The sequence below is a fragment of the Streptomyces sp. NPDC111606 genome, from assembly GCF_055656945.1.
Genome location: NZ_JBVKBY010000003.1, coordinates 724,812 through 743,868 on the forward strand (window position 1 = coordinate 724,812; position 19,057 = coordinate 743,868).

A 19,057-nucleotide genomic window follows, 5' to 3' on the forward strand; every position below is an offset into this window, starting at 1 on the left:
TCGGCGGTTGACCGGCCAGGCGTCGTCACGGTTCTGACCGTCCGCGCGGTCCGGTGTCGGTCACGCCGGTGCTCTCGGGTGGCCTGCGGTCCTCGGCGATCCATTGGGCCAGGGATGCCAGGGTGGTTTCGACGCTGTCTTCCATATAGCGTCGGAGCGCGTCCAAGTCGGCGCGGGTCGTGCCGAGGACCGGGTCGAGGCGCAGGAGCTGCCAGGACTGCTGGACGAGCGTGCCGTCACCCTGGGGACGCAATGTCCAGCCCCAATGCACGATGCCGTTCTCGCGGCCACCGACGACGAAGCCGAACGCGGTCGGGGGGTCGGCTCGCACGACTTGGGAGCGGGTGGTCCACTCCCTTCCGTCCTTGCGGTTGCGCCCGCTGAACCAGGCGCCGACGCTCGGCCCGGCGCCGTGAACGTAGGCGACGTCGCTCGCATTGGGGCTCCAGCGGCTGATCGCCGACACGTCGCTGACCAGTTCGTAGACGCGGGCGGGTGCGGCGTCGACCCAAGCCCGTCTGGTGAAGGCGAACTCTGATGCTGCCAGTGCCTCGAAGGGTTCCAGTCCGCTGGTGGTGGCGCTCAAGACATCCTCCTGGGTGCGGGGGTGGATCGGAGGTGCCCAGTTCACCGAAGGTGCGGCCCGGCAGCCAGACCCGCCTGTGGCTATCCCCGGCCGGGGCAGGCACGGCGCTGTCGAGCGGGTCGATACTCGGAGCCATGAACGGTCAAGCACGGCTCGGAGACTTCCTGAGGACGCGGCGTTCTCAGCTGCGCCCCGCGGATGTCGGAGTACGCACCTACGGGGAGCGCCGGCGTGTTCCGGGGCTTCGGCGTGAGGAGTTGGCGCTGCTGGCGGGTGTGAGTGCCTCCTACTACACGCGGCTTGAGCAGGGTCAGTCGCAGGGGGCCTCCCCCGAGGTACTGGACGCGATCGCCAGGGCCCTGCGGCTGGACGAGTCCGAGCGGCTGCACCTGCACGACCTGGCCCAGGCGGACCGGGACCGTCCCCGGGCCCGGCGGCCCGCGCCGGAGCGGGTGAGCGAGGCGACCCGTCAGTTGCTTGAGGTCTTGGGTGACGTCCCCGGGGTTGTGCTCGGCCGACGCAGTGACGTCCTCGCATGGAACCGGCTGGGCCACGCATTGTTCGCCGGGCACCTGGACCCCGACGCCCCGCAGCGTGCGGGCGGGCGGGCGTCCCAACATGGCCCGACTGGTGTTCCTCGACCATCACACCCGCGGGCTGTACGCGGACTGGCCCAGTAAGGCCAGGGCTGTGGTGGGGAACCTGCGGCTCGTGGCCGGGCAGCACCCGCAGGACGGCGCGCTGCACGCGCTGGTGGGCGAACTAGGCTCGAGAAGCGCTGAGTTCGCGTCGATGTGGGCCGACCACCGGGTCAAGCCGTGCACCGTCGCCGCATATGAGATGCGGCACCCGCTGGTCGGCGCTCTCACCGTCATCCAGCAGACCCTGAGCCACGGGCCCGGCCCCGTCGTCGTTGCCACCACGGAGACGGGCTCACCCTCGCGTGCCGCACTGGCCCTGCTCGCCCAGGCCACCGCACCGTCCACCACCCGGCCCACCACGCCGGCCCCCCTCGCCGGCCCGGCGCAGCCGAGATCTCAGGTACTCACCGACTGACACCCGCACACACCGCCACCGCGCACCCGCGCATGTCCGGACCGCCGGGCACCGGACACCAGCCGCCGGCGACCCTAGCCGCGTGGTCAGCCGGTCCGGCATGCCCTCCCCAGCCCAGCCAACACGTGCGTTGGCCACATCCAGTGAAGGAACCATGCCCAAGAAGCTTCTCACTCTCACGGCGGCCTCAGCCGTCCTCCTCGCGGCCTCCGCCGCTGCGCTCAGCCCGGCGGCCGAGGCCTCGGCCACAACCCCGCCGCACAGCGTCCCGCGGGTGTCCGTGCACTTCGACCTGGCCAAGGGCCAGACCCCGGAGAACATAGCCCTGGCACCCAACGGGGACGCCTATGTCACCTTCGCCGCGGGCCGACAGGTCGCCAAGGTCTCCCGCGACGGCACCACCCGGATACTGGCCACCCTGCCCAAGCCTGCCGACGGCGGCACCCGCACCCCGGTGCTGGGTTTCCCTCTGACGGTCGGCATCGTTCGGGCGCACGACGGCACGCTGTACTTCCTCTACGCCACCGGTACGCCCGACCTGACCGGCGTGTGGCGCCTGCGCCCCGGCGGCAAGCCGCAGCGGATCGCGGCGCTCCCCGCGAACGGCCTGCCCAACGGCCTGGCCCTGGACACACGCACGCGCATGCTCTACATCACCGACTCCGTACTCGGCACCGTTTCGCGTGTGCCCACCACCGGTGGCACCCCCGCCGTCTGGTCCGCCGCACCCGAGCTGGCCTCCACCGGCTTCCTCGGCGTGAACGGCCTGAAGATCCACAACGGTGCGGTCTGGGCCACCAACCTCGACAAGGGCACCATCCTGCGCATCCTCATCCGCCCGGACGGTCGTGCTGGCCGGCTGGGGACCGAGGCCACCGGGCTGCACGGGATCGACGACTTCGCCTTCACCGGCCGTGGCGAGCAACTGCTGGCCACCCTGAACGGCACGAGTCAGGTCGCGCTGGTCAAGCCCGGCGGTGGGCACTCCATCGTGCTGACCCAGGCCGACGGGCTGCAGAACCCCACGTCCGTCGCCGTGCGTGGGGACACCGTCTATGTCACGAGCGCCGCGTACCGGACCGCCGAGGACCCCAATCTGATCCGCCTTCGACTGGAGAGCTGAGCGGCCCGGGCGCCGACTGGACCTGCTCGACACCGACGGCCGTGTCCGGTCGGCGGCGGGTCGTCCCGCCATGTCCCGAGCCCTCTCGGAACACGAACACCACCGTCAACTACCATCTCGGCATCCCGGGCTTCCTCCACCTTCCGGACACGCCCGACAACCGCGGCATGCTCGACGTCTCGCCAAGGACTCCTACAGCCTACGGAGCGCTCGGAGTTCACCGACCCGGACCACCTCATCCGCTCAGACCACCAGGCCATCGCAGGATCCCGCACCGCCAGGCTCTCCTCGAAGGGTGCCTCGCAGAAACCGGGCTCGCACTCCGGCCCGGATGCAGAGCGGCATGCGAACTCAGAGCCTCTGCCCGGTTCTCTATTCGCACGCGGCCAACACCAGGCAGAGCAGGCTGCTCTGGTCGTCGACGATCTCGTATCCGGTGACGTACTCCGCGTCGTGTACGGGGAAGACGAAGGCGTTCGCACCGGTTTCCCGGTCCAACACCGTCTTCGTCCAGTTGTCCGGCCGGTGACGCGGCCCTCTGGCTCGAATGTCACTTCGCGCATCGCGGACGAAGGAGGGCACGTCGTCTACGTGCGGGAGCGACGCGCGCATGGCCTCTTCACCCCACAGGACGGCGTATTCCTCGATCAGGTGGACGTCGTGGTAGCCCGGGACGTTCCAGTCCGCCGCCTCGATCCGGGAGGACTCGGCCAGTGGCATCACGAGCATGGTGACGGTGAGCCAGAGTGCGTCGGCGTCCTCTCCGTGCGGGGTGTAGGCACAGGAGCCCACGTACACCGGATGGCTGCCTGCGGGGATTCGATGGCTGAACCCGCCCTCGGTGCGCCACGGGGTCTCCCAGGTGACCGGGCTGTTCACCACGACGAGATCACCAGCGTGGTCGAACCACGTGGGCCTGGACGCGACGGAGTACGCCGGCGGGGCGGGCGCGTACTTGTCGGCCAAGCGCCACAGAAGCGGCTCCAATTCCATGGGTCGTGCCCTTCTGCCGCTTCTTGTTCGTAGCGTTCGGCTCTGCCGTCAAAGGGCCATCCGCGCGACGCCGGCGGTCGTCATCCTCAGCATGCCGTCGTGGCGTGGCCTGGGCGATGCGGACGGACGGGCTCGCCCTTGCCTACCAAGCCGTTCTTCACCTCGAGGCCGTCCTGATGTGGATTCGGCGCTGACGCTGCGTTCAGCGGTGGAAGACCCGAGGCGCGTTGTCGGACAGGAACAGCTCGACGGTAACCGAATCCCTCTCGGCCGGCCGCTTTCCGCGGTGTGGTTCTTGAGTGCCTTGTGCAGTTCGCTCTCGCCCGCTGTTTCGGGCACTTCGCCCCCTGGCCACGTGCCGGGCTTGGTCGCGGCCGTTCTTCCCGGTCTTCCCGGCGATCGTCATGAACCCGGGACGGACGGTGCCGTGTTCGTGGGCTCCGAGGCACTGGAGCGGGACGCCGCTGCTGCTGCCGACCTGGCGTCATCACGATTCCGACCGCTCAGCGATTCGGTGCCGGCAACGCGATGCTCAGACGCCGCTTGCATCCATTGGCGGCGACGACCATGGTTGCGCCGGTACCAGTGCTCCCTCGCTCGCTGAATCCGCGAAGTGAATCGGCCTGTGCCCCCTCATGTTCCTGATGCATCGTGAGGTGAGTCGGCATTTGATCAGCCTCGGCCGTCGCCCATCCCGTGACGGGTGTCCGATCAGGAACCTGGCCGGCGACGTCGCGACAGCCCGCTTCGCACGGAAGCCCAGGCCGGGAGCCTGCTCGTCGGCATGGAGCGATGTTCCTCACAGTCTTCGAGTCGGGCGCGTGCCAGTTGTAGAGTGACGACCGCCCTTGACCTGCACAAAGCAGGCAGGGAGCCGTCTTCCAGGAGTTGAAAATGCTGCGCACCATGTTCAAGTCCAAGATCCACCGCGCCACCGTCACCCAGGCCGACCTGCACTACGTGGGATCGGTGACCATCGACGCGGACCTGCTCGACGCCGCCGACCTGCTGCCCGGTGAGCTCGTCCACATCGTCGACATCACCAACGGCGCCCGCCTGGAGACCTACGTCATCGAGGGCGAGCGCGGGTCCGGGGTCGTCGGGATCAACGGCGCCGCCGCCCATCTCGTCCACCCCGGAGACCTGGTGATCATCATCAGCTACGCTCAGATGGCCGACGCCGAGGCACGGGAGTTCGAGCCGCGGGTCGTGCACGTGGACGGCGCCAACCGGATCGTGGCCCTCGGCGCGGACCCGTCCGAGCCGGTGCCGGGCTCGGACCAGGAGCGCAGCCCGCAGGCCGTGCCGGTGGCCTGACCGCACTCATCCTCAGCCTGACGACGGACCAGGAGCGTGCCATGAGCGACATCGAGATCCGTGACGACCGGGTGGCGGGCCGCCTGGAGGCCCTTCAGGGCGACGAAGTCACCGGCCGCATCGAGTACTTCGTCCTCGAATCCCCGGCGCGCGCCCTCGTCCCCGTCCACACCGTCGTGGAGCCGGCCCACGAGGGGAAGGGCATCGCGGGCTCCCTGGCACGCGAGCTGTACGGCATGGCGGCGCGAGAGGGAGCCGTGGTCGCGCCGCTGTGCCCGTACGTCGTGAAGTGGGCCGAACGCCACCCCGACGAGGCCCCTGCGGCCGACCCCGCGCTGCTCGAGGCGGCGACGGACTGGCTGCGGGAGCACCCCGATCGCTTCTGACGCCCACCCGGGCGGCCCGATCGGCGCGAGCGAGTGACTGGCGGCGCGCCCCTCGGGTACGCGGGGGAGTAGTCCAGAGCCGACGCGCACCGATTGGCCGGAGGACGCCATGACGAACCCGTATCCGGACCCCGTCCATCCGGGACCGACCCCGGGCCCGGAGCCGCAGCCACCCGACCCCCAGCCGGTACCACCCCCGGAGCCCTCGCCGGCTCCCGAGCCGCCTCCGGCTCCCGGCCCGGGCCCGGGCCCGGGCCCGACGCCACCATCGCCCCCGCCCCCGGGCCCCACCCCACCGTCACCCCCGACCCCGCCCGCACCACCGGACCCGTCCCCGTCCCCGATCCCCCCGGGCCCGGAGCCGGTACCGAGCCCGGAACCGGGCCCGCCACTCAGCTGAGCCGGGCAAGAGGAAGCGGCGGGCGCTTGCACATGCCGCCCACCGCAACCTCCTGAGGGGCGCGGGCCCTATCGATCTGCGGCTCCGCCGCGTGGGCGCGATCAGCCCCCACGCATCCGCAGCTCCGATACGACCGCCCCTACCGAACCACTAGGCGGAAACCTCCGACCGGTCCCCACCCCACAGGGTGTGGAACGACCCGTCCCGGTCGGTCCGCCGGTAGGTGTGCGCCCCGAAGAAGTCCCGCTGCCCCTGCGTGAGCGCCGCAGGCAACCGCTCGGCACGCAGCGCGTCGTAGTACGCCAGCGCCGCGGCGAACCCCGGCGTGGGCACACCCTGCCGCGTCGCCGCGATGATCACCTCACGCCAGTCGTCCTGTGCCGCGGCGATCTCCTGCGCGAACGTGTCGTCGGACAGGAGGCTCGGCAGGTCGGCCCGGGCGTCGTACGCCGCGCGGATCCGGTCCAGGAACGCCGCGCGGATGATGCAGCCGCCGCGCCAGATCGCGGAGACGGCGCCCAGGTCGATGTCCCAGTCGTACTCGCCGCGCGCCGCGTCGATCTCGTGGAAGCCCTGCGTGTACGACACGATCTTCGACGCGTACAGCGCCTGCTCCACCCGGTCGGCGAACGCGCCCGCCTCAGCCTCGCTCAGCGGCGACGCCTTCGGGCCCACCAGGTCCCGCGAAGCGTCCCGCAGCGCCGCGTGCCCGGACAGGGAGCGGGCGAAGACCGCCTCCGCGATGCCGGAGACCGGCACGCCCAGGTCCAGGGCGATCTGGACCGTCCAGCGGCCCGTGCCCTTCTGCTCGGCCTGGTCGACGACCACGTCCACGAACGGCTTGCCCGTCGCCGCGTCCACGTGGGACAGCACCTCGGCCGTGATCTCGATCAGGTAGGAGTCCAGCCGGCCCGTGTTCCAGGTCCGGAAGATCTCGGCGATCTGCGCGGGCTCGTACCCGGCGACGTCCCGCAGCAGCTGGTACGCCTCGCCGATGAGCTGCATGTCGGCGTATTCGATGCCGTTGTGCACCATCTTCACGAAGTGCCCGGCGCCGTCGGGGCCGACGTGCGTCACGCAGGGCGCGCCGTCCTTCGCCTTCGCGGAGATCTTCTCCAGCATCGGGCCCAGCGAGTCGTACGACTCCTTCGGGCCGCCCGGCATGATGCTCGGGCCGTGCAGCGCGCCCTCCTCGCCACCGGAGACGCCCATGCCGACGAAGTGAATGCCCTGCTCACGCAGGTCGCGCTCGCGGCGCCGGGTGTCGGCGAAGTGCGCGTTGCCGCCGTCGATGATCATGTCACCGGGCTCCAGCAGCGGCGCGAATTCCTGGATCACCGCGTCGGTCGGCTCACCGGCCTTCACCATGATCACAAGGCGCCGCGGCCGTTCCAGCGCCGCCACGAAATCCTTCGCGGTCTCGGCCGCGATGAAATCGCCCTCGCTCCCGAATTCCTCCACCAGCGCGTGCGTGCGCGCCGACGTCCGGTTGTGCACCGCGACCGTATAGCCGTTACGGGCGAAATTACGGGCGAGGTTGCGGCCCATGACCGCGAGACCCGTGACGCCGATCTGCGCCGAAGTGCTCATGCGTTGGCTCCTAGTGATCTCGATACAGCAGCGGTACGTACCGGCGGCGGGTACCGCTCATGCCCGCCAGTATTGCCCCTCGTCCATCCTGACGTGCCGGTACTCCGGCCGCACATCCGGGTGGCGCGATGTCGCGCAGGCAGATACGCACGGAAGGCCCCGGCGCACTCAGTCGTCCCGGGGCGCCGGGCAACGTGCGCCGGTCGCACGCCACTTGGCGTAAAGAGGCGGCTGATTTGCTGTCTTGTCATGGCTCGTTCGCAGCGCTTACTTTTGCCCCTCCTGACGCATGTCAATGGGGGGCTCCGTCATGGCCGTACGCGGCCGGCACCGCCGGTACCAGCCGAACAGGATCAACCGCGCCTCACTCACCGTCACCGCGGGCGGCGCGGGCATCGCGCTCCCGCTCATCGGCACCGGTACCGCGCAGGCGGCCGACGTGAGCACCTGGAACAAGGTCGCCGCGTGCGAGTCGACCAGCAGGTGGGACGTCAACACCGGCAACGGCTACTACGGCGGGCTCCAGTTCGCCCAGTCGACGTGGGAGGCGTACGGCGGCAGCCGGTACGCGGCACGTGCGGATCTGGCCACCAAGGACCAGCAGATCGCCGTCGCGGAGAAGGTGCTGGACGGGCAGGGGCCCGGCGCCTGGCCGGTGTGCTCGGTACGGGCCGGGCTGACGCGGGGCGGCGACACGCCCGACATCCACCCCGCCGGCACCGGCAGGAAGACCTCGGTGCAGGACGTCCAGCCGCAGACCCCGCCGCAGTCACGGGCGGGCACCGCCGAGATGTACACCGTCGTGCACGGCGACACCCTCTCGGGGATCGCCGAGTCGGAGCAGGTCAAGGGCGGCTGGCGGGGCCTGTACGCCGCGAATCGCAAGGCCGTCGGCGCGGACCCCGACCTGATCATTCCGGGCCAGCGGCTCGCACTGCGCGGCAAGGCCGCCACGACGACGCCCCCGAAGACGGACCGGCCGGCCGCGACACCGAAGCCCTCGCCGCAGAAGACCCCTTCTCAGAAGGCCACCCCGAAACGGGAAGAGCAGGCGACGACGGCCAGTCGCTCCATGGTCGCCCCGGTGAGCGCCCCGTCGGGCACGCCGTACCGCAAGGCGGGTTCGGCCTGGTCGAAGGGCTACCACACCGGCCTCGACTTCCCCGTGCCGACCGGGACGTCCGTGAAGTCGGTCGGGGCCGGGCAGGTCGTGAGCGCCGGGTGGGAAGGATCCTTCGGCTACCAGGTGGTGATCCGGCACACCGACGGCCGCTACACCCAGTACGCCCACCTCTCGGCGATCTCCGTCAAGGACGGACAGGCGGTGGGTGCCGGGCAGCGCATCGGCCGCTCCGGGTCCACGGGCAACAGCACAGGCCCGCATCTGCACTTCGAGGTGCGGACGGGGCCCGGCTTCGGCGCGGACATCGACCCGGTCGCCTATCTCCGGGCCGGTGGTGTCAGGATTTGACGCGGATCCGGTGCCGGTCGAGGACCGGCGTCGGGACGTACGGGCCGCCGTGGAACGGACCGTAGAGGTACTGGGGTGCGCCCTCGGCGTGCGGCTCGTCCTCGTACGCGCCCTCCGCGACCTGGGCCGGTATGAGGATGTCCTCGATGCCCTCCGGTACGCGGATCTCGGACCCGTCCGCTTCGAGGAGCTCCCTCTCCGGTACGAGGACGCCCTCGGGCGGCAGTGCGGCCGCCCCCTCCGGAAGGCCGGCGAGCAGCTCCTCGGCGGGCACCGGAGCCTCCTGCGGCTCGGGCAGGGAGGCTGACCGGGCCGGCGAGGCCTGCGCCTCGGGCAGAGCCGCCGAGGCCGGGGTCTCCGTGCGCGCGATCCGCTCCGTCGTCAGCAGGATCAGGCCGCCCGCCGCCACCACACCGCAGCCCAGGGCGAGCACGGTGCCCGTGGTGCCGTACCGGAACGTCTCACCGAACATCGTGATGCCGACCGCGGCCGCGACCACCGGGTTCACGACCGTGAGTGTGGCCAGCGGCGCCGCGAGGCCCGCGCCCCGGTAGGCGGCCTGGGACAGCAGCAGACCGGCCGTGGCGAAGACGCCTATCGTCGCCAGCGCGGGCAGGTCGGATGCCGACACCCCGCCGTTCCAATCGACCGCGACGATCTTCGTGAACACCGAGGACATGCCGAAGGCTATGCCGGCCCCGATCGCGAGCAGCGTGCTGCGCACCGCCGGATGCCGGTGGGCCGCCCGCCCCGCGATCATCAGCGCCACGACGACGGAGCCGGTCACGAGAGCCACGGCCACCCGCTCGGCGGTGGCCAGCGACTGCGACTCCGAGGCGCCGACCAGGGACAGCAGACCCGCGAGACCCACGGTCGCCATGATGGCGCCCCGCCAGGCCGTCGACCCGGCCTTGCGGCCCACGAACAGCGCCGCCATCGGCAGCGCGAACACGATCGTCAGGGCACCCAGCGGCTGCACCAGACTCAGCGGTCCGAAAGCCAGCGCCACCACGTGCAGCAGACCACCGAGGCCGTTCAGCGCGACCGCCGCCCACCAGCCCGGCCGGCGCATCGGCGCGAACTGCTGTCCCGGAGAGGACACCGCGACACGCTCCTGTACGATCGCCCCGCCCGCGTAGGCGACGGCGGAGACGAGCGACAGAAGCACGGACAACGCGAGGGCGCTCATGAGCTGGTCCTCTGCGTGAGGCGGGGCCGCTGACCCCGGCGCGGCGAACGGTCGGCTTTCATAATCAACACGATGCCTCGAAAACCTCTTCCCGTCGTCGTACCAGAGCACGCACTGTGTCGTACTACCGATGGAGTACGGCGCCGCAGGAGTCATCCCCAAGGCGGGTGACCCCGGGTGGAGACCCCCAGGTGATAACCCCGACGGGCCTTGGTACTACTGCTCTTCGTGGATCTCGACCCCCATCTCGCCGCGCTCCGGCCGCTCGGCGGCTTCTTCGTACTACGCACCCCCGGTGAGGCGCTTCGGCCGCTGCCGACCCTGGCGCGGACCTACCGCGAACCCCCGTCGCAGACCCGGGGAGACCCCTTGGGTTTCCGCGTCCGGAAGGTCGCGAACGCCCTGCACGCCCCCGAGTTGCGGATCGCCGCCTCCGTGGCCCAGCAGGGGCTCGCGGCCCGGCTCTGGTCGGTGACCCTCGGCTGCGCCGCCCTGTACGGCCGCATCCCCGACCTCGACCCCGGCCTGCTGCACTGGGACCCCGACGGCAGCGCCCCGGCCGACCTGTGGCTCACCGAGGTGCGCCCGCTCCCCGCGGACCCGGCGACCGTGTCGGACGTCGTCCTGCACGGCCACCTCCAGCCGCTCACCGACGCCGTGCACGCCCGCTACCGCGTCGCCACCGGGCTGCTGTGGGGCAACGCGGGATCCGCCCTTGCGGGCGCCGCCCGGCAACTGGACCAGTGGGCCCACGCAGGCGGCCGTACGGACGTCGCCGCCCGGGCCCGCGCCCTGACCACGGAACTCTTCGGCCACCCCCTCCTCGCCGGCACCGGCACCCTCACCGGGACCGCTTTCGGGCGCCGCAGCTGCTGCCTCTACTACCGCGTGCCGGGCGGTGGCGTGTGCGGTGACTGTTGCTTCACACGAGCCCCGCGCTCTTCCCCACGCGCCCCATCTGGGTGACCATGAAAGGGCAACAAACCGCTGAGAACAGGGGGTTCCGGGTGCGTGTGGGACTGCTGACCCGGGAGTACCCGCCGGACGTGTACGGCGGCGCGGGTGTCCATGTCGAGTTCCTCGCCCGGGAGTTGCGGGACCTGGTCGACCTGGAGGTGCACTGCTGGGGCGAGGGCCGCGCGGTCGGCGTACTGCGCCACCGCCCCTGGTCCGCGCTCGACACCTCGAACGACGCACTGCGGACCTTCTCCGTGGACCTCGCCATGGCCGCCGGCCTCGAAGGCCGCGAACTCGTCCACTCCCACACCTGGTACGCCAACCTAGGCGGCCACCTCGCCAAGCTCCTGTACGGCATCCCGCATGTGATGACCGCCCACTCCCTTGAGCCGCTGCGCCCCTGGAAGGCCGAGCAACTCGGCGGCGGATACGCCCTGTCGAGCTGGGCCGAGCGCACCGCGATCGAGGCCGCCGACGGGGTGATCGCCGTCTCCGGAGCCATGCGCGAGGACATCCTCAGCTGCTACCCGGCGCTGGACCCGGCGCGTGTCCATGTCGTGCACAACGGCATCGACACCACCCTGTACCGGCCCGACCGCGGCACCGACGTCCTCAGCCGGTTCGGCCTCGACCCCGACCGCCCCTACGTGCTCTTCGTCGGCCGCATCACCCGCCAGAAGGGCGTGCCCCATCTGCTGCGCGCCGTACGGGACATCGACCCGGCCGCGCAGGTCGTGCTGTGCGCCGGGGCACCGGACACCCCCGAGATCGACCGGGAGTTCCGCGACCTCTACCAGGAGCTGAGCCGGGTCCGCGAGGGCGTGCACTGGATCCCGCAGATGCTGCCCCGCCCGGAAGTGATCCAACTCCTCACGCACGCCGCCGTGTTCGTCTGCCCCTCGGTGTACGAACCCCTCGGCATCGTCAATCTGGAGGCGATGGCCTGCGGAACTCCCGTGGTGGCCTCGCAGGTCGGCGGCATCCCCGAGGTCGTCGACGACGGCAAGACGGGCCTGCTCATCCCGCTCGACGACGACTTCGAGGCGGGCCTCGCGCGGGCACTGGACTCACTCATCGGCGACCCGGAGACCGCCGGGCGGATGGGGGAGGCCGGACGGCAGCGTGCGGTGGGGGAGTTCGGCTGGGACGCGGTGGCACGCCGGACGGCCCGGCTCTACGGGGAGATCCTCAAACAGGCTTAGCGCGCGGTGCTCAGGGGCAGGCTGGGACCAACCAGGGTGAGGGGAGCGGCCATGCGTCGTGGCGGACCTTCGGTGCTCGGAATCGTACTGGCGGGCGGAGAAGGCAAGCGCCTGATGCCCCTGACCGCGGACCGCGCGAAACCGGCGGTCACCTTCGGCGGCACGTACCGCCTCGTCGACTTCGTGCTCTCCAACCTAGTCAACGCCGACATCCTGCGCATCTGCGTCCTCACGCAGTACAAGTCGCACTCCCTGGACCGCCACATCACCACCACGTGGCGGATGTCCAGCCTGCTCGGCAACTACGTCACCCCGGTGCCGGCCCAGCAGCGGCTCGGTCCGCGCTGGTACCTGGGCAGCGCGGACGCGATCCTGCAGTCCCTGAACCTGGTCTACGACGAACGCCCCGAGTACGTCGCGGTGTTCGGTGCCGACCACGTGTACCGCATGGACCCGCGCCAGATGCTCACCCAGCACATCGAGTCCGGTGCGGGCGTGACGGTGGCCGGCATACGCGTGCCGCGCAGTGAGTCGTCGTCCTTCGGCGTGATCAGCCCCGGCTCGGACGGCCTGAGCGTGGATCGTTTCCTGGAGAAGCCCGCCGACCCGCCCGGCCTCCCGGACGACCCGGAGTGCGTGTTCGCCTCGATGGGCAACTACATCTTCACCACCAAGGCCCTCATCGAGGCGCTCCAACGGGACGCCGAGGACGAGAACTCCGTGCACGACATGGGCGGTTCGATCCTGCCCCAGCTCACCGACCGGGGCGAGGCGCAGCTCTACGACTTCAGCGCCAACCACGTCCCCGGCGAGACCAACCGCGACCGCGGCTACTGGCGGGACGTCGGCACCCTGGACGCCTACTACGACGCCCACATGGACCTCATCGCGGAGCGCCCGGCGTTCAACCTCTTCAACCGCAGCTGGCCCATCTACACCCACTCCAACCAGCTCTCCCCGGCCCGCTTCAACGCGGGCGGCATGGCCAGCGAGTCCATCATCAGCGCCGGCTGCCTGATCCGCGGGCAGGTCACCCGGTCCGTGCTCTCGCCGGGCGTGGTGGTCGACCCGGGGGCGGTGGTGCAGGGGGCGGTGCTGCACGACAACGTGCGCATAGGGCGGGGCGCGGTGGTGCGGGGCGCGGTCCTCGACAAGAACGTCGAGGTACCCCCGGGCGCGACGATCGGCGTCAATCCGGAGCGGGACTCCGACCTGTACACCGTCTCCAAGGGTGGCGTGATCGCGCTGGGGAAGGGGCAGCGGGTCCCCTAGCTACTGCGCGGGACGCAGCGGCGGCGTCGCCCGGCGTACGACGACAGCGGCAGACGGGCTCCCGAGGATGGTGACAACCGTCCGGAAGGAGCCGACGCCATGCACCGCATCCTGCCCGTCCTCACCGCTGCCCTGGTCGCCTTACCCGTCCTTGCCGTCACCCCGGCGCAGGCGGCCACCGGAGCTCAACGCCTGTCCGCCGGCAGCCCGTTCGCCGACTGCGCGCCAGGCGCGCTGGACCCCAAGATGGCCGACGGCGCCATCGAGCCGCAGCTCGCCGTCGACCCGCACGACCCGCGCCGACTCGCCGCCGCCTGGCCGCAGGACCGGCAACGCGGTGTGGTGCTCGCTGTCAGCGAGGACGGCGGCCGCTCCTGGACCCGGACCGTCGTACCCGGCCTGACCCGGTGCTCGGGCGGCACGTACGACTACGTGGACGGCCCTGCCGTGACCTTCACCGGGAACGGGGCGCTGCTGGTGACCGGCGGTCTCTTCATGGCCGACGGCTCGGCGAGCGCGGCCCTGTCCGTGCGCTCGGACGACGACGGCCGGACCTGGACCCGCCCCGCGGTCGTCGTCGAGGAGACGGACCCGGACCAGGGCGGACACGGCGGCGGTACGGCCGTGACGGACCCGCGCGACCCGGACGTGCTGTACGTGGTCACCCCGCGCTTCCCCGCCCAGAGCCGCACCCGGAACGACGCCTGGATCAGCCGCAGCACCGACGGCGGACGCAACTGGGCGGCACCCGTGCTGGTGGCGGACGCCGGGGAGGGCCATCTGATCTCGGGGCACCGGCTGAGCGTGCTCGACGACGGCACGCTGGTCGACGTGTACAGCAGGGTCCGGTTCGGCGAGGGCCCGATCACCAGCCGGCTCACCCTGCAGGCCGTACGCTCCACCGACGGCGGCCGTACCTGGTCCGCGCCGGTGAAGGTGGCCGACCAGCGCACCAAGTGGCTGTTCCAGGACCCCGAGTCCGGTGAGCAGGTCTCGCACACCACCAGTCTGCTTTCGGACACCGCCGTCGACCGGCGCACCGGCCGGATCTACGCGGCCTGGCAGGACTCGCGGTTCGGCGGCGGCGCTGACGCGGTGGCCCTGGTGGCGTCGGACGACGGCGGCCGTACCTGGTCCGAGCCGGTGGGGGTGAACCGCACGCCCTCCTCCGTCCCCGTGCCGAACCAGCAGGCCTTCACGGTGACGCCGGCCGTCGGCCGTGACGGCACGGTCGCCGTCGCCCATTCCGACTTCCGCCACAACGACGGGGGCACGCCCCTGCTCACCGACCGCTGGCTGGTCCGCTGCCGCCCGAAGCCGGTCGACTGTGCGTCCGGCGGGGCGACTTGGCGGGAGTCCCGGCTGACCCCGAGGTCGTTCGACATGCGCAAGGCTCCGCGCATCCCCGACGAAGCCAGTCCCCGTGGCTACTTCCTCGGTGAGCAGATGGGGCTGGCCGCGACCGGGCGCGGCTTCACCGCCGTATGGGCGAAGCCGGAAGCACCCGGCCGGGCGGCGGTACACGCATCCGTCGTGCGATGACCGAAGGGCGAAGCGATCCGTGACGCCTCCCGGGTGACAACCACAGGATGCCCGGTGCCGCTACCTGTGCTGGAGTGACCTCATATGCACCATGAGTCCCGCCCCTTTCACGAGGGGCGGGACTTAATCTGCCGTTAACTGAGCGTAGCTTGATCGTACTTGACTGTAATCGCCAGAGAGCGATTGACTGCTGGTCCACCCTTCGTCGACGCGAGGCAAGCCATTGACTTCTGACCTGCTCGCACCACTCGACCTGGCGTTCTGGAACATCGAGTCCGCCGAACACCCCATGCACCTGGGCGCCCTCGGCGTCTTCACGGCGCACTCGCCCACCGCCGGCGCCCACGCGGCCGACCTGCTCGCCGCCCGCGCCGCCGCCGTGCCCGGACTGCGGATGCGGATCCGCGACGCATGGCAGCCCCAGGGCCTGCTGCGGCCGTTCTCCTTCGGAGGCGCCACCCGCGAGCCCGCCCCCGACTTCGACCCGCTCGACCACGTCCGGCTGCACGCCCCGACCGCCGACTTCCAGGCGGTCGCGGGACGGCTGATGGAGCGTCCGCTGGAGCGCGACCGGCCGCCGTGGGAGGCGCACGTGCTGCCGGGCGAGGACGGGGTGTCGTTCGCGGTGCTGTTCAAGTTCCACCACGCCCTCGCCGACGGACTGCGGGCGCTGACCCTCGCCGCCGCCGTTCTGGACCCCATGGACTTGCCCGCCCGCAAGCCTCGTCCCGAGGCACCCAGGAGTGGTCGCCTTCCCGATGTGCGCAGGCTGCCGGGTCTGGTGCGCGGGGCCCTGTCCGACGTGGGGCGCGCCCTCGACATCGGTGCCTCCGTCGCCGTGTCGACGCTGGCGATGCGCTCGTCGGACGCCCTGACCGCCGAGCCGAGCGGCACCCGCCGCACCGCCGGGGTCGTCGTCGACATCGACGACGTGCACGTGATCCGCAAGGCCGTCGGCGGCACCGTCAACGACGTCCTGATCGCCGTCGTCACGGGCGCCCTGCGCCGCTGGCTCGACGAGCGCGGCGACGGCAGCGAGGGCGTCGCGCCCCGCGCCCTGATCCCCGTCTCCAAGCGCCGCCCGCGCACCGCGCACCCTCAGGGCAACCGGCTCTCCGGCTACTTGATACGGCTCCCCGTCGACGACCCCGACCCGCTTCGCCGCCTCGAGACGGTCCGCGCCGCCATGGACCGCAACAAGGACCTCGGCCCCAACCGGGGCGCGGGCGCCGTCGCCCTGCTCGCCGACCACGTACCGGCGCTCGCCCACCGGCTCGGCGGACCGCTGGCCGGCCAGGCCGCCCGACTCTGGTTCGACATCCTCGTCACCAGCGTGCCGCTGCCCGGGATCGCCCTCAAGCTCGGCGGTCACCCCGTCACCGAGGTCTATCCCTTCGCCCCGCTGGCCCGCGGCCAGTCCCTGGCGATCGCGATCTCGACGTACCGCGGACGCGTCCACTACGGACTCGTCGCCGACGCCCAGGCCGTACCGGACCTCGACGTGCTCGCCAAGGCCGTGTCCGAGGAGGTGCAGTCGCTGATCACCGCCTGCGCGCCCTGAGCCCCGCCTCCGCGGGCCTGATTCGCCGGATTTTGGAGGACCGGCCCGGCGCTCCGTAGAATTCCCCGTTCGAAAGCGGGCGCGATCGGCGCGCCGCTCGGGTGATCAGGGAAACGGCAGCGCGATGACGGTGACAGAGGAAGGCCCGGCGACCACGGACGAGGTCGTGCACGAGCCCGGTGACCAGGTCGTGTACGGCCCCGGCATCGATCCGGAGCGGCTCGCCGTGTGCCTGAGCGTGCTGGACGAGCTCGACAAGCTGGAGGTCGACCACCCCGACGCGATCGCCGTGCGCCGGGCCACCGCCGGCGTCTACCGCACCGTCAAGCAGCGCCGCCGCCAGGAGCGCCGGGCCGCCAAGACCGCCCACGACAAGGCGGTCACGGAGGCCACGGCGACCGGCTCCGCCCAGCGCATCGACGACGAGACCGAGGGCCTGCTGCCGTCGTCGGCGACGGAGCAGGGCCGGATCGCGGGGATACTCCAGCGCCCGCGCTCCTGCTACACCTGCAAGACCCGGTACGTGGAAGTCGACTACTTCTACCACCAGCTCTGTCCGGACTGCGCCGCCCTGAACCGCGCCAAGCGCGACGTCCGCGCCGACCTCACCGGCAAGCGCGCCCTGCTCACCGGTGGCCGCGCCAAGATCGGCATGTACATCGCGCTCAGGCTGCTGCGTGACGGCGCCCACACGACGATCACCACGCGCTTCCCCAAGGACGCCATCCGCCGTTTCAAGGCCATGGACGACTCCGCGGACTGGATGCACCGCCTCGAGGTCGTCGGCATCGACCTGCGCGACCCGGCCCAGGCGGTCGCCCTCGCCGACCAGGTCGCAGAGGCGGGCGCCCTCGACATCCTCGTCAACAACGCGACGCAGACCGTACGCCGACTGCCCTCCGCCTACGCCGCGCTCGTCGACGGCGAGAGCGCCCCGCTGCCCGCCGGGGAGCTGCCCGCCCACCACGTCATCGGCGCCTTCGGGTCCGGTGCGGTCGACGGACTGGCCTCCCTGCCGGCCGGCATCTCCGGCATCGACGCCCAGCAGGTCGCCGACCTCGCCCTGGTCGCGGGCAACGCCAGCGTCGCCCGGCACCTCGACGGCACCGCCATCGACGCGGGCGGCCTGGTCCCCGACGTCGTGGACAGCAACACCTGGGTGCAGACCATCGAGCAGATCTCCCCGGTGGAGCTCCTCGAGACCCAGCTGTGCAACTACACGGCGCCGTTCATCCTGATCAGCAAGCTCCGGCCGGCCATGGCGGACGCGGCGAAGAAGGCGACGAGCGGCCGCGCGTACGTCGTGAACGTCTCGGCGATGGAGGGTGTCTTCGGGCGCGGCTACAAGGGTGCGGGACACCCGAACACGAACGCCGCCAAGGCCGCCATGAACATGGTCACGCGGACCAGTGCGCAGGAGATGTTCCAGAGCGACGGCATCCTCATGACCTCGGTCGACACCGGGTGGATCACCGACGAGCGCCCGCACTTCGACAAGCTGCGCCTCGCCGAGGAGGGCTTCCACGCGCCGCTGGACCTGGTCGACGGCGCGGCTCGGGTCTACGACCCCGTGGTGCGGGGTGAGGCGGGCGAGGACGTGTACGGGGTCTTCCTGAAGGACTACATGCCCGGCAAGTGGTGAGTGGCCACCGGGGTCGGCCGGCGTGCTGCTCGTACATGGGTGCCGCCGTCCACCAGTAGGTCGGCTCCCGTGATCCACTGTGCCGCGTCCGACGCCAGCCACAGCACCGCCTGTGCGACGTCGTCAGGTTCCCCGATGCGGCCCAGTGGCAGCCCGCCCGCGATCTCCTGCTCTCCTGGTTCCCACACGAACCGCGCCATCTCGGTCCGTACGAGGCCGGGAGAGACGGAGTTCACCCGCACCCTCGGGCCCAGCTCGCCCGCGAGCTGCTGGGTGAGGTGCAGCAGCGCCGCCTTGCTCGTGCCGTAGGCCCCGACGCCGGGGCCCACGTGCCCGGCGCCCTCCGTGCAGATGTTGATCACCGACCCGCCGTGCTCCCGCATCCAGGCCCGCCACGCGCACTGCACCAACCGCAGCGCGGCCTCGACGTTCACCGTGAAGGCCTCGCGCCAGGCGTCCGGGTCGGCGTCCATGAGCGGTCCGTACGGCCGGTTGGTCGCCGCGTTGTTGACGAGGATGTCCAGGCGGCCGAACTCGTGCAGGGCGGCCCGCGTGACCTCCCGCAGGTGCGCGGGGTCCGCCACGCTCCCGGCCAGCCCGATGCCGCCCAGCTCGGCAGCCGTCGTGCGCACCTCGTCCGCGTCCCGTGCGGTCACGCAGACCCGCGCTCCGGCGGCGGCCAGTTGCCGGGCGACGGCGAGTCCGATGCCCCGCGTGCCGCCGGTGACCACGGCGGCCCTGCCCTCGAGACCGTGCGACGACGTCATCGC

General features: G+C 71.5%; 15 protein-coding genes and 1 pseudogene. 11 read left to right on the forward strand and 5 right to left on the reverse strand.

Translation table 11 applies throughout. The annotated features are described in order from the left end of the window. Nucleotides 1-25 precede the first annotated feature (25 nt). Entirely contained in the window at nt 26-586 is a 561-nt protein-coding gene (locus tag ACZ7M7_RS14950) for an SRPBCC family protein (protein WP_472116424.1), read from the reverse strand. Between the two features lie 134 nt (nt 587-720). Here ACZ7M7_RS14950 and ACZ7M7_RS14955 point away from each other — a divergent pair. Beyond that, nucleotides 721-1,642: pseudogene (locus ACZ7M7_RS14955) on the forward strand (helix-turn-helix domain-containing protein). A gap of 154 nt (nt 1,643-1,796) precedes the next feature. Beyond that, nucleotides 1,797-2,765 carry a hypothetical protein gene (locus ACZ7M7_RS14960; protein WP_472116427.1) on the forward strand — a complete coding sequence of 323 codons (969 nt, stop codon included), beginning with the start codon at nt 1,797-1,799 and terminating at the stop codon, nt 2,763-2,765. Nucleotides 2,766-3,137: 372 nt separating this feature from the next. On the opposite strand, the gene ACZ7M7_RS14965 is transcribed toward ACZ7M7_RS14960, so the two are convergent. Continuing rightward, nucleotides 3,138-3,758, reverse strand: a complete 621-nt coding sequence (locus ACZ7M7_RS14965; RefSeq protein WP_472116430.1) for a hypothetical protein — start codon at nt 3,756-3,758, stop codon at nt 3,138-3,140. 894 nt (nt 3,759-4,652) lie between these two features. On the opposite strand from ACZ7M7_RS14965, the gene panD reads away from it, so the two are divergent. Both panD and ACZ7M7_RS14975 read left to right on the forward strand, forming a co-directional pair. Then, nucleotides 4,653-5,075, forward strand: a complete 423-nt coding sequence (panD, locus tag ACZ7M7_RS14970; RefSeq protein WP_472116433.1) for an aspartate 1-decarboxylase — start codon at nt 4,653-4,655, stop codon at nt 5,073-5,075. Between the two features lie 41 nt (nt 5,076-5,116). Then, nucleotides 5,117-5,461 carry a GNAT family N-acetyltransferase gene (locus ACZ7M7_RS14975; protein WP_472116435.1) on the forward strand — a complete coding sequence of 115 codons (345 nt, stop codon included), beginning with the start codon at nt 5,117-5,119 and terminating at the stop codon, nt 5,459-5,461. Between the two features lie 550 nt (nt 5,462-6,011). Here the strand turns inward: ACZ7M7_RS14975 and gndA are convergent. Then, nucleotides 6,012-7,451, reverse strand: a complete 1,440-nt coding sequence (gene gndA, locus ACZ7M7_RS14980; RefSeq protein WP_427844169.1) for an NADP-dependent phosphogluconate dehydrogenase — start codon at nt 7,449-7,451, stop codon at nt 6,012-6,014. Nucleotides 7,452-7,761: 310 nt separating this feature from the next. Between gndA and ACZ7M7_RS14985 the strand changes: the two genes are divergently transcribed. After that, nucleotides 7,762-8,922 (forward strand): transglycosylase family protein, encoded by a 1,161-nt coding sequence (locus ACZ7M7_RS14985; protein WP_472116438.1) that lies wholly within the window; start codon nt 7,762-7,764, stop codon nt 8,920-8,922. Here ACZ7M7_RS14985 and ACZ7M7_RS14990 read toward each other — a convergent pair. After that, on the reverse strand, nt 8,912-10,111 hold the full coding sequence (locus tag ACZ7M7_RS14990; RefSeq protein ID WP_472116441.1) for a DMT family transporter: 1,200 nt from the start codon (nt 10,109-10,111) through the stop codon (nt 8,912-8,914). The genes ACZ7M7_RS14985 and ACZ7M7_RS14990 overlap by 11 nt on opposite strands. A gap of 210 nt (nt 10,112-10,321) precedes the next feature. On the opposite strand from ACZ7M7_RS14990, the gene ACZ7M7_RS14995 reads away from it, so the two are divergent. From ACZ7M7_RS14995 to ACZ7M7_RS15020, 6 genes are all read left to right on the forward strand, one after another. Continuing rightward, a complete protein-coding gene (locus ACZ7M7_RS14995; RefSeq protein WP_472116444.1) occupies nt 10,322-11,077 on the forward strand; it encodes a (2Fe-2S)-binding protein in 756 nt (251 codons plus the stop codon). Nucleotides 11,078-11,118: 41 nt separating this feature from the next. Next, a complete protein-coding gene (glgA, locus tag ACZ7M7_RS15000) occupies nt 11,119-12,270 on the forward strand; it encodes a glycogen synthase (RefSeq protein ID WP_472116447.1) in 1,152 nt (383 codons plus the stop codon). A 51-nt stretch (nt 12,271-12,321) separates the two neighbouring features. Then, nucleotides 12,322-13,542, forward strand: coding sequence for a glucose-1-phosphate adenylyltransferase (gene glgC, locus ACZ7M7_RS15005; RefSeq protein WP_383599944.1), 1,221 nt, complete (start codon nt 12,322-12,324; stop codon nt 13,540-13,542). 99 nt (nt 13,543-13,641) lie between these two features. Continuing rightward, nucleotides 13,642-15,084, forward strand: coding sequence for a sialidase family protein (locus tag ACZ7M7_RS15010; RefSeq protein ID WP_472116450.1), 1,443 nt, complete (start codon nt 13,642-13,644; stop codon nt 15,082-15,084). A 223-nt stretch (nt 15,085-15,307) separates the two neighbouring features. Beyond that, entirely contained in the window at nt 15,308-16,645 is a 1,338-nt protein-coding gene (locus ACZ7M7_RS15015; protein WP_472116453.1) for a wax ester/triacylglycerol synthase family O-acyltransferase, read from the forward strand. A gap of 124 nt (nt 16,646-16,769) precedes the next feature. Beyond that, nucleotides 16,770-18,287, forward strand: a complete 1,518-nt coding sequence (locus tag ACZ7M7_RS15020) for an SDR family NAD(P)-dependent oxidoreductase (protein WP_383621652.1) — start codon at nt 16,770-16,772, stop codon at nt 18,285-18,287. Here ACZ7M7_RS15020 and ACZ7M7_RS15025 read toward each other — a convergent pair. After that, nucleotides 18,266-19,054 carry an SDR family oxidoreductase gene (locus tag ACZ7M7_RS15025; protein WP_383621649.1) on the reverse strand — a complete coding sequence of 263 codons (789 nt, stop codon included), beginning with the start codon at nt 19,052-19,054 and terminating at the stop codon, nt 18,266-18,268. The genes ACZ7M7_RS15020 and ACZ7M7_RS15025 overlap by 22 nt on opposite strands. Between the last annotated feature and the right edge of the window lie 3 nt (nt 19,055-19,057).

Bases quoted from the DNA above. Each gene is read 5' to 3' on its own strand.
- glgC (WP_383599944.1), top strand. From the start codon at position 12,322: ATGCGTCGTGGCGGACCTTCGGTGCTCGGAATCGTACTGGCGGGCGGA.
- ACZ7M7_RS14965 (WP_472116430.1), bottom strand. From the start codon at position 3,758: ATGGAATTGGAGCCGCTTCTGTGGCGCTTGGCCGACAAGTACGCGCCC.
- ACZ7M7_RS15010 (WP_472116450.1), top strand. From the start codon at position 13,642: ATGCACCGCATCCTGCCCGTCCTCACCGCTGCCCTGGTCGCCTTACCC.
- ACZ7M7_RS14960 (WP_472116427.1), top strand. From the start codon at position 1,797: ATGCCCAAGAAGCTTCTCACTCTCACGGCGGCCTCAGCCGTCCTCCTC.
- gndA (WP_427844169.1), bottom strand. From the start codon at position 7,451: ATGAGCACTTCGGCGCAGATCGGCGTCACGGGTCTCGCGGTCATGGGC.
- ACZ7M7_RS14975 (WP_472116435.1), top strand. From the start codon at position 5,117: ATGAGCGACATCGAGATCCGTGACGACCGGGTGGCGGGCCGCCTGGAG.
- ACZ7M7_RS14985 (WP_472116438.1), top strand. From the start codon at position 7,762: ATGGCCGTACGCGGCCGGCACCGCCGGTACCAGCCGAACAGGATCAAC.
- ACZ7M7_RS15025 (WP_383621649.1), bottom strand. From the start codon at position 19,054: ATGACGTCGTCGCACGGTCTCGAGGGCAGGGCCGCCGTGGTCACCGGC.
- ACZ7M7_RS14990 (WP_472116441.1), bottom strand. From the start codon at position 10,111: ATGAGCGCCCTCGCGTTGTCCGTGCTTCTGTCGCTCGTCTCCGCCGTC.
- panD (WP_472116433.1), top strand. From the start codon at position 4,653: ATGCTGCGCACCATGTTCAAGTCCAAGATCCACCGCGCCACCGTCACC.
- ACZ7M7_RS15020 (WP_383621652.1), top strand. From the start codon at position 16,770: ATGACGGTGACAGAGGAAGGCCCGGCGACCACGGACGAGGTCGTGCAC.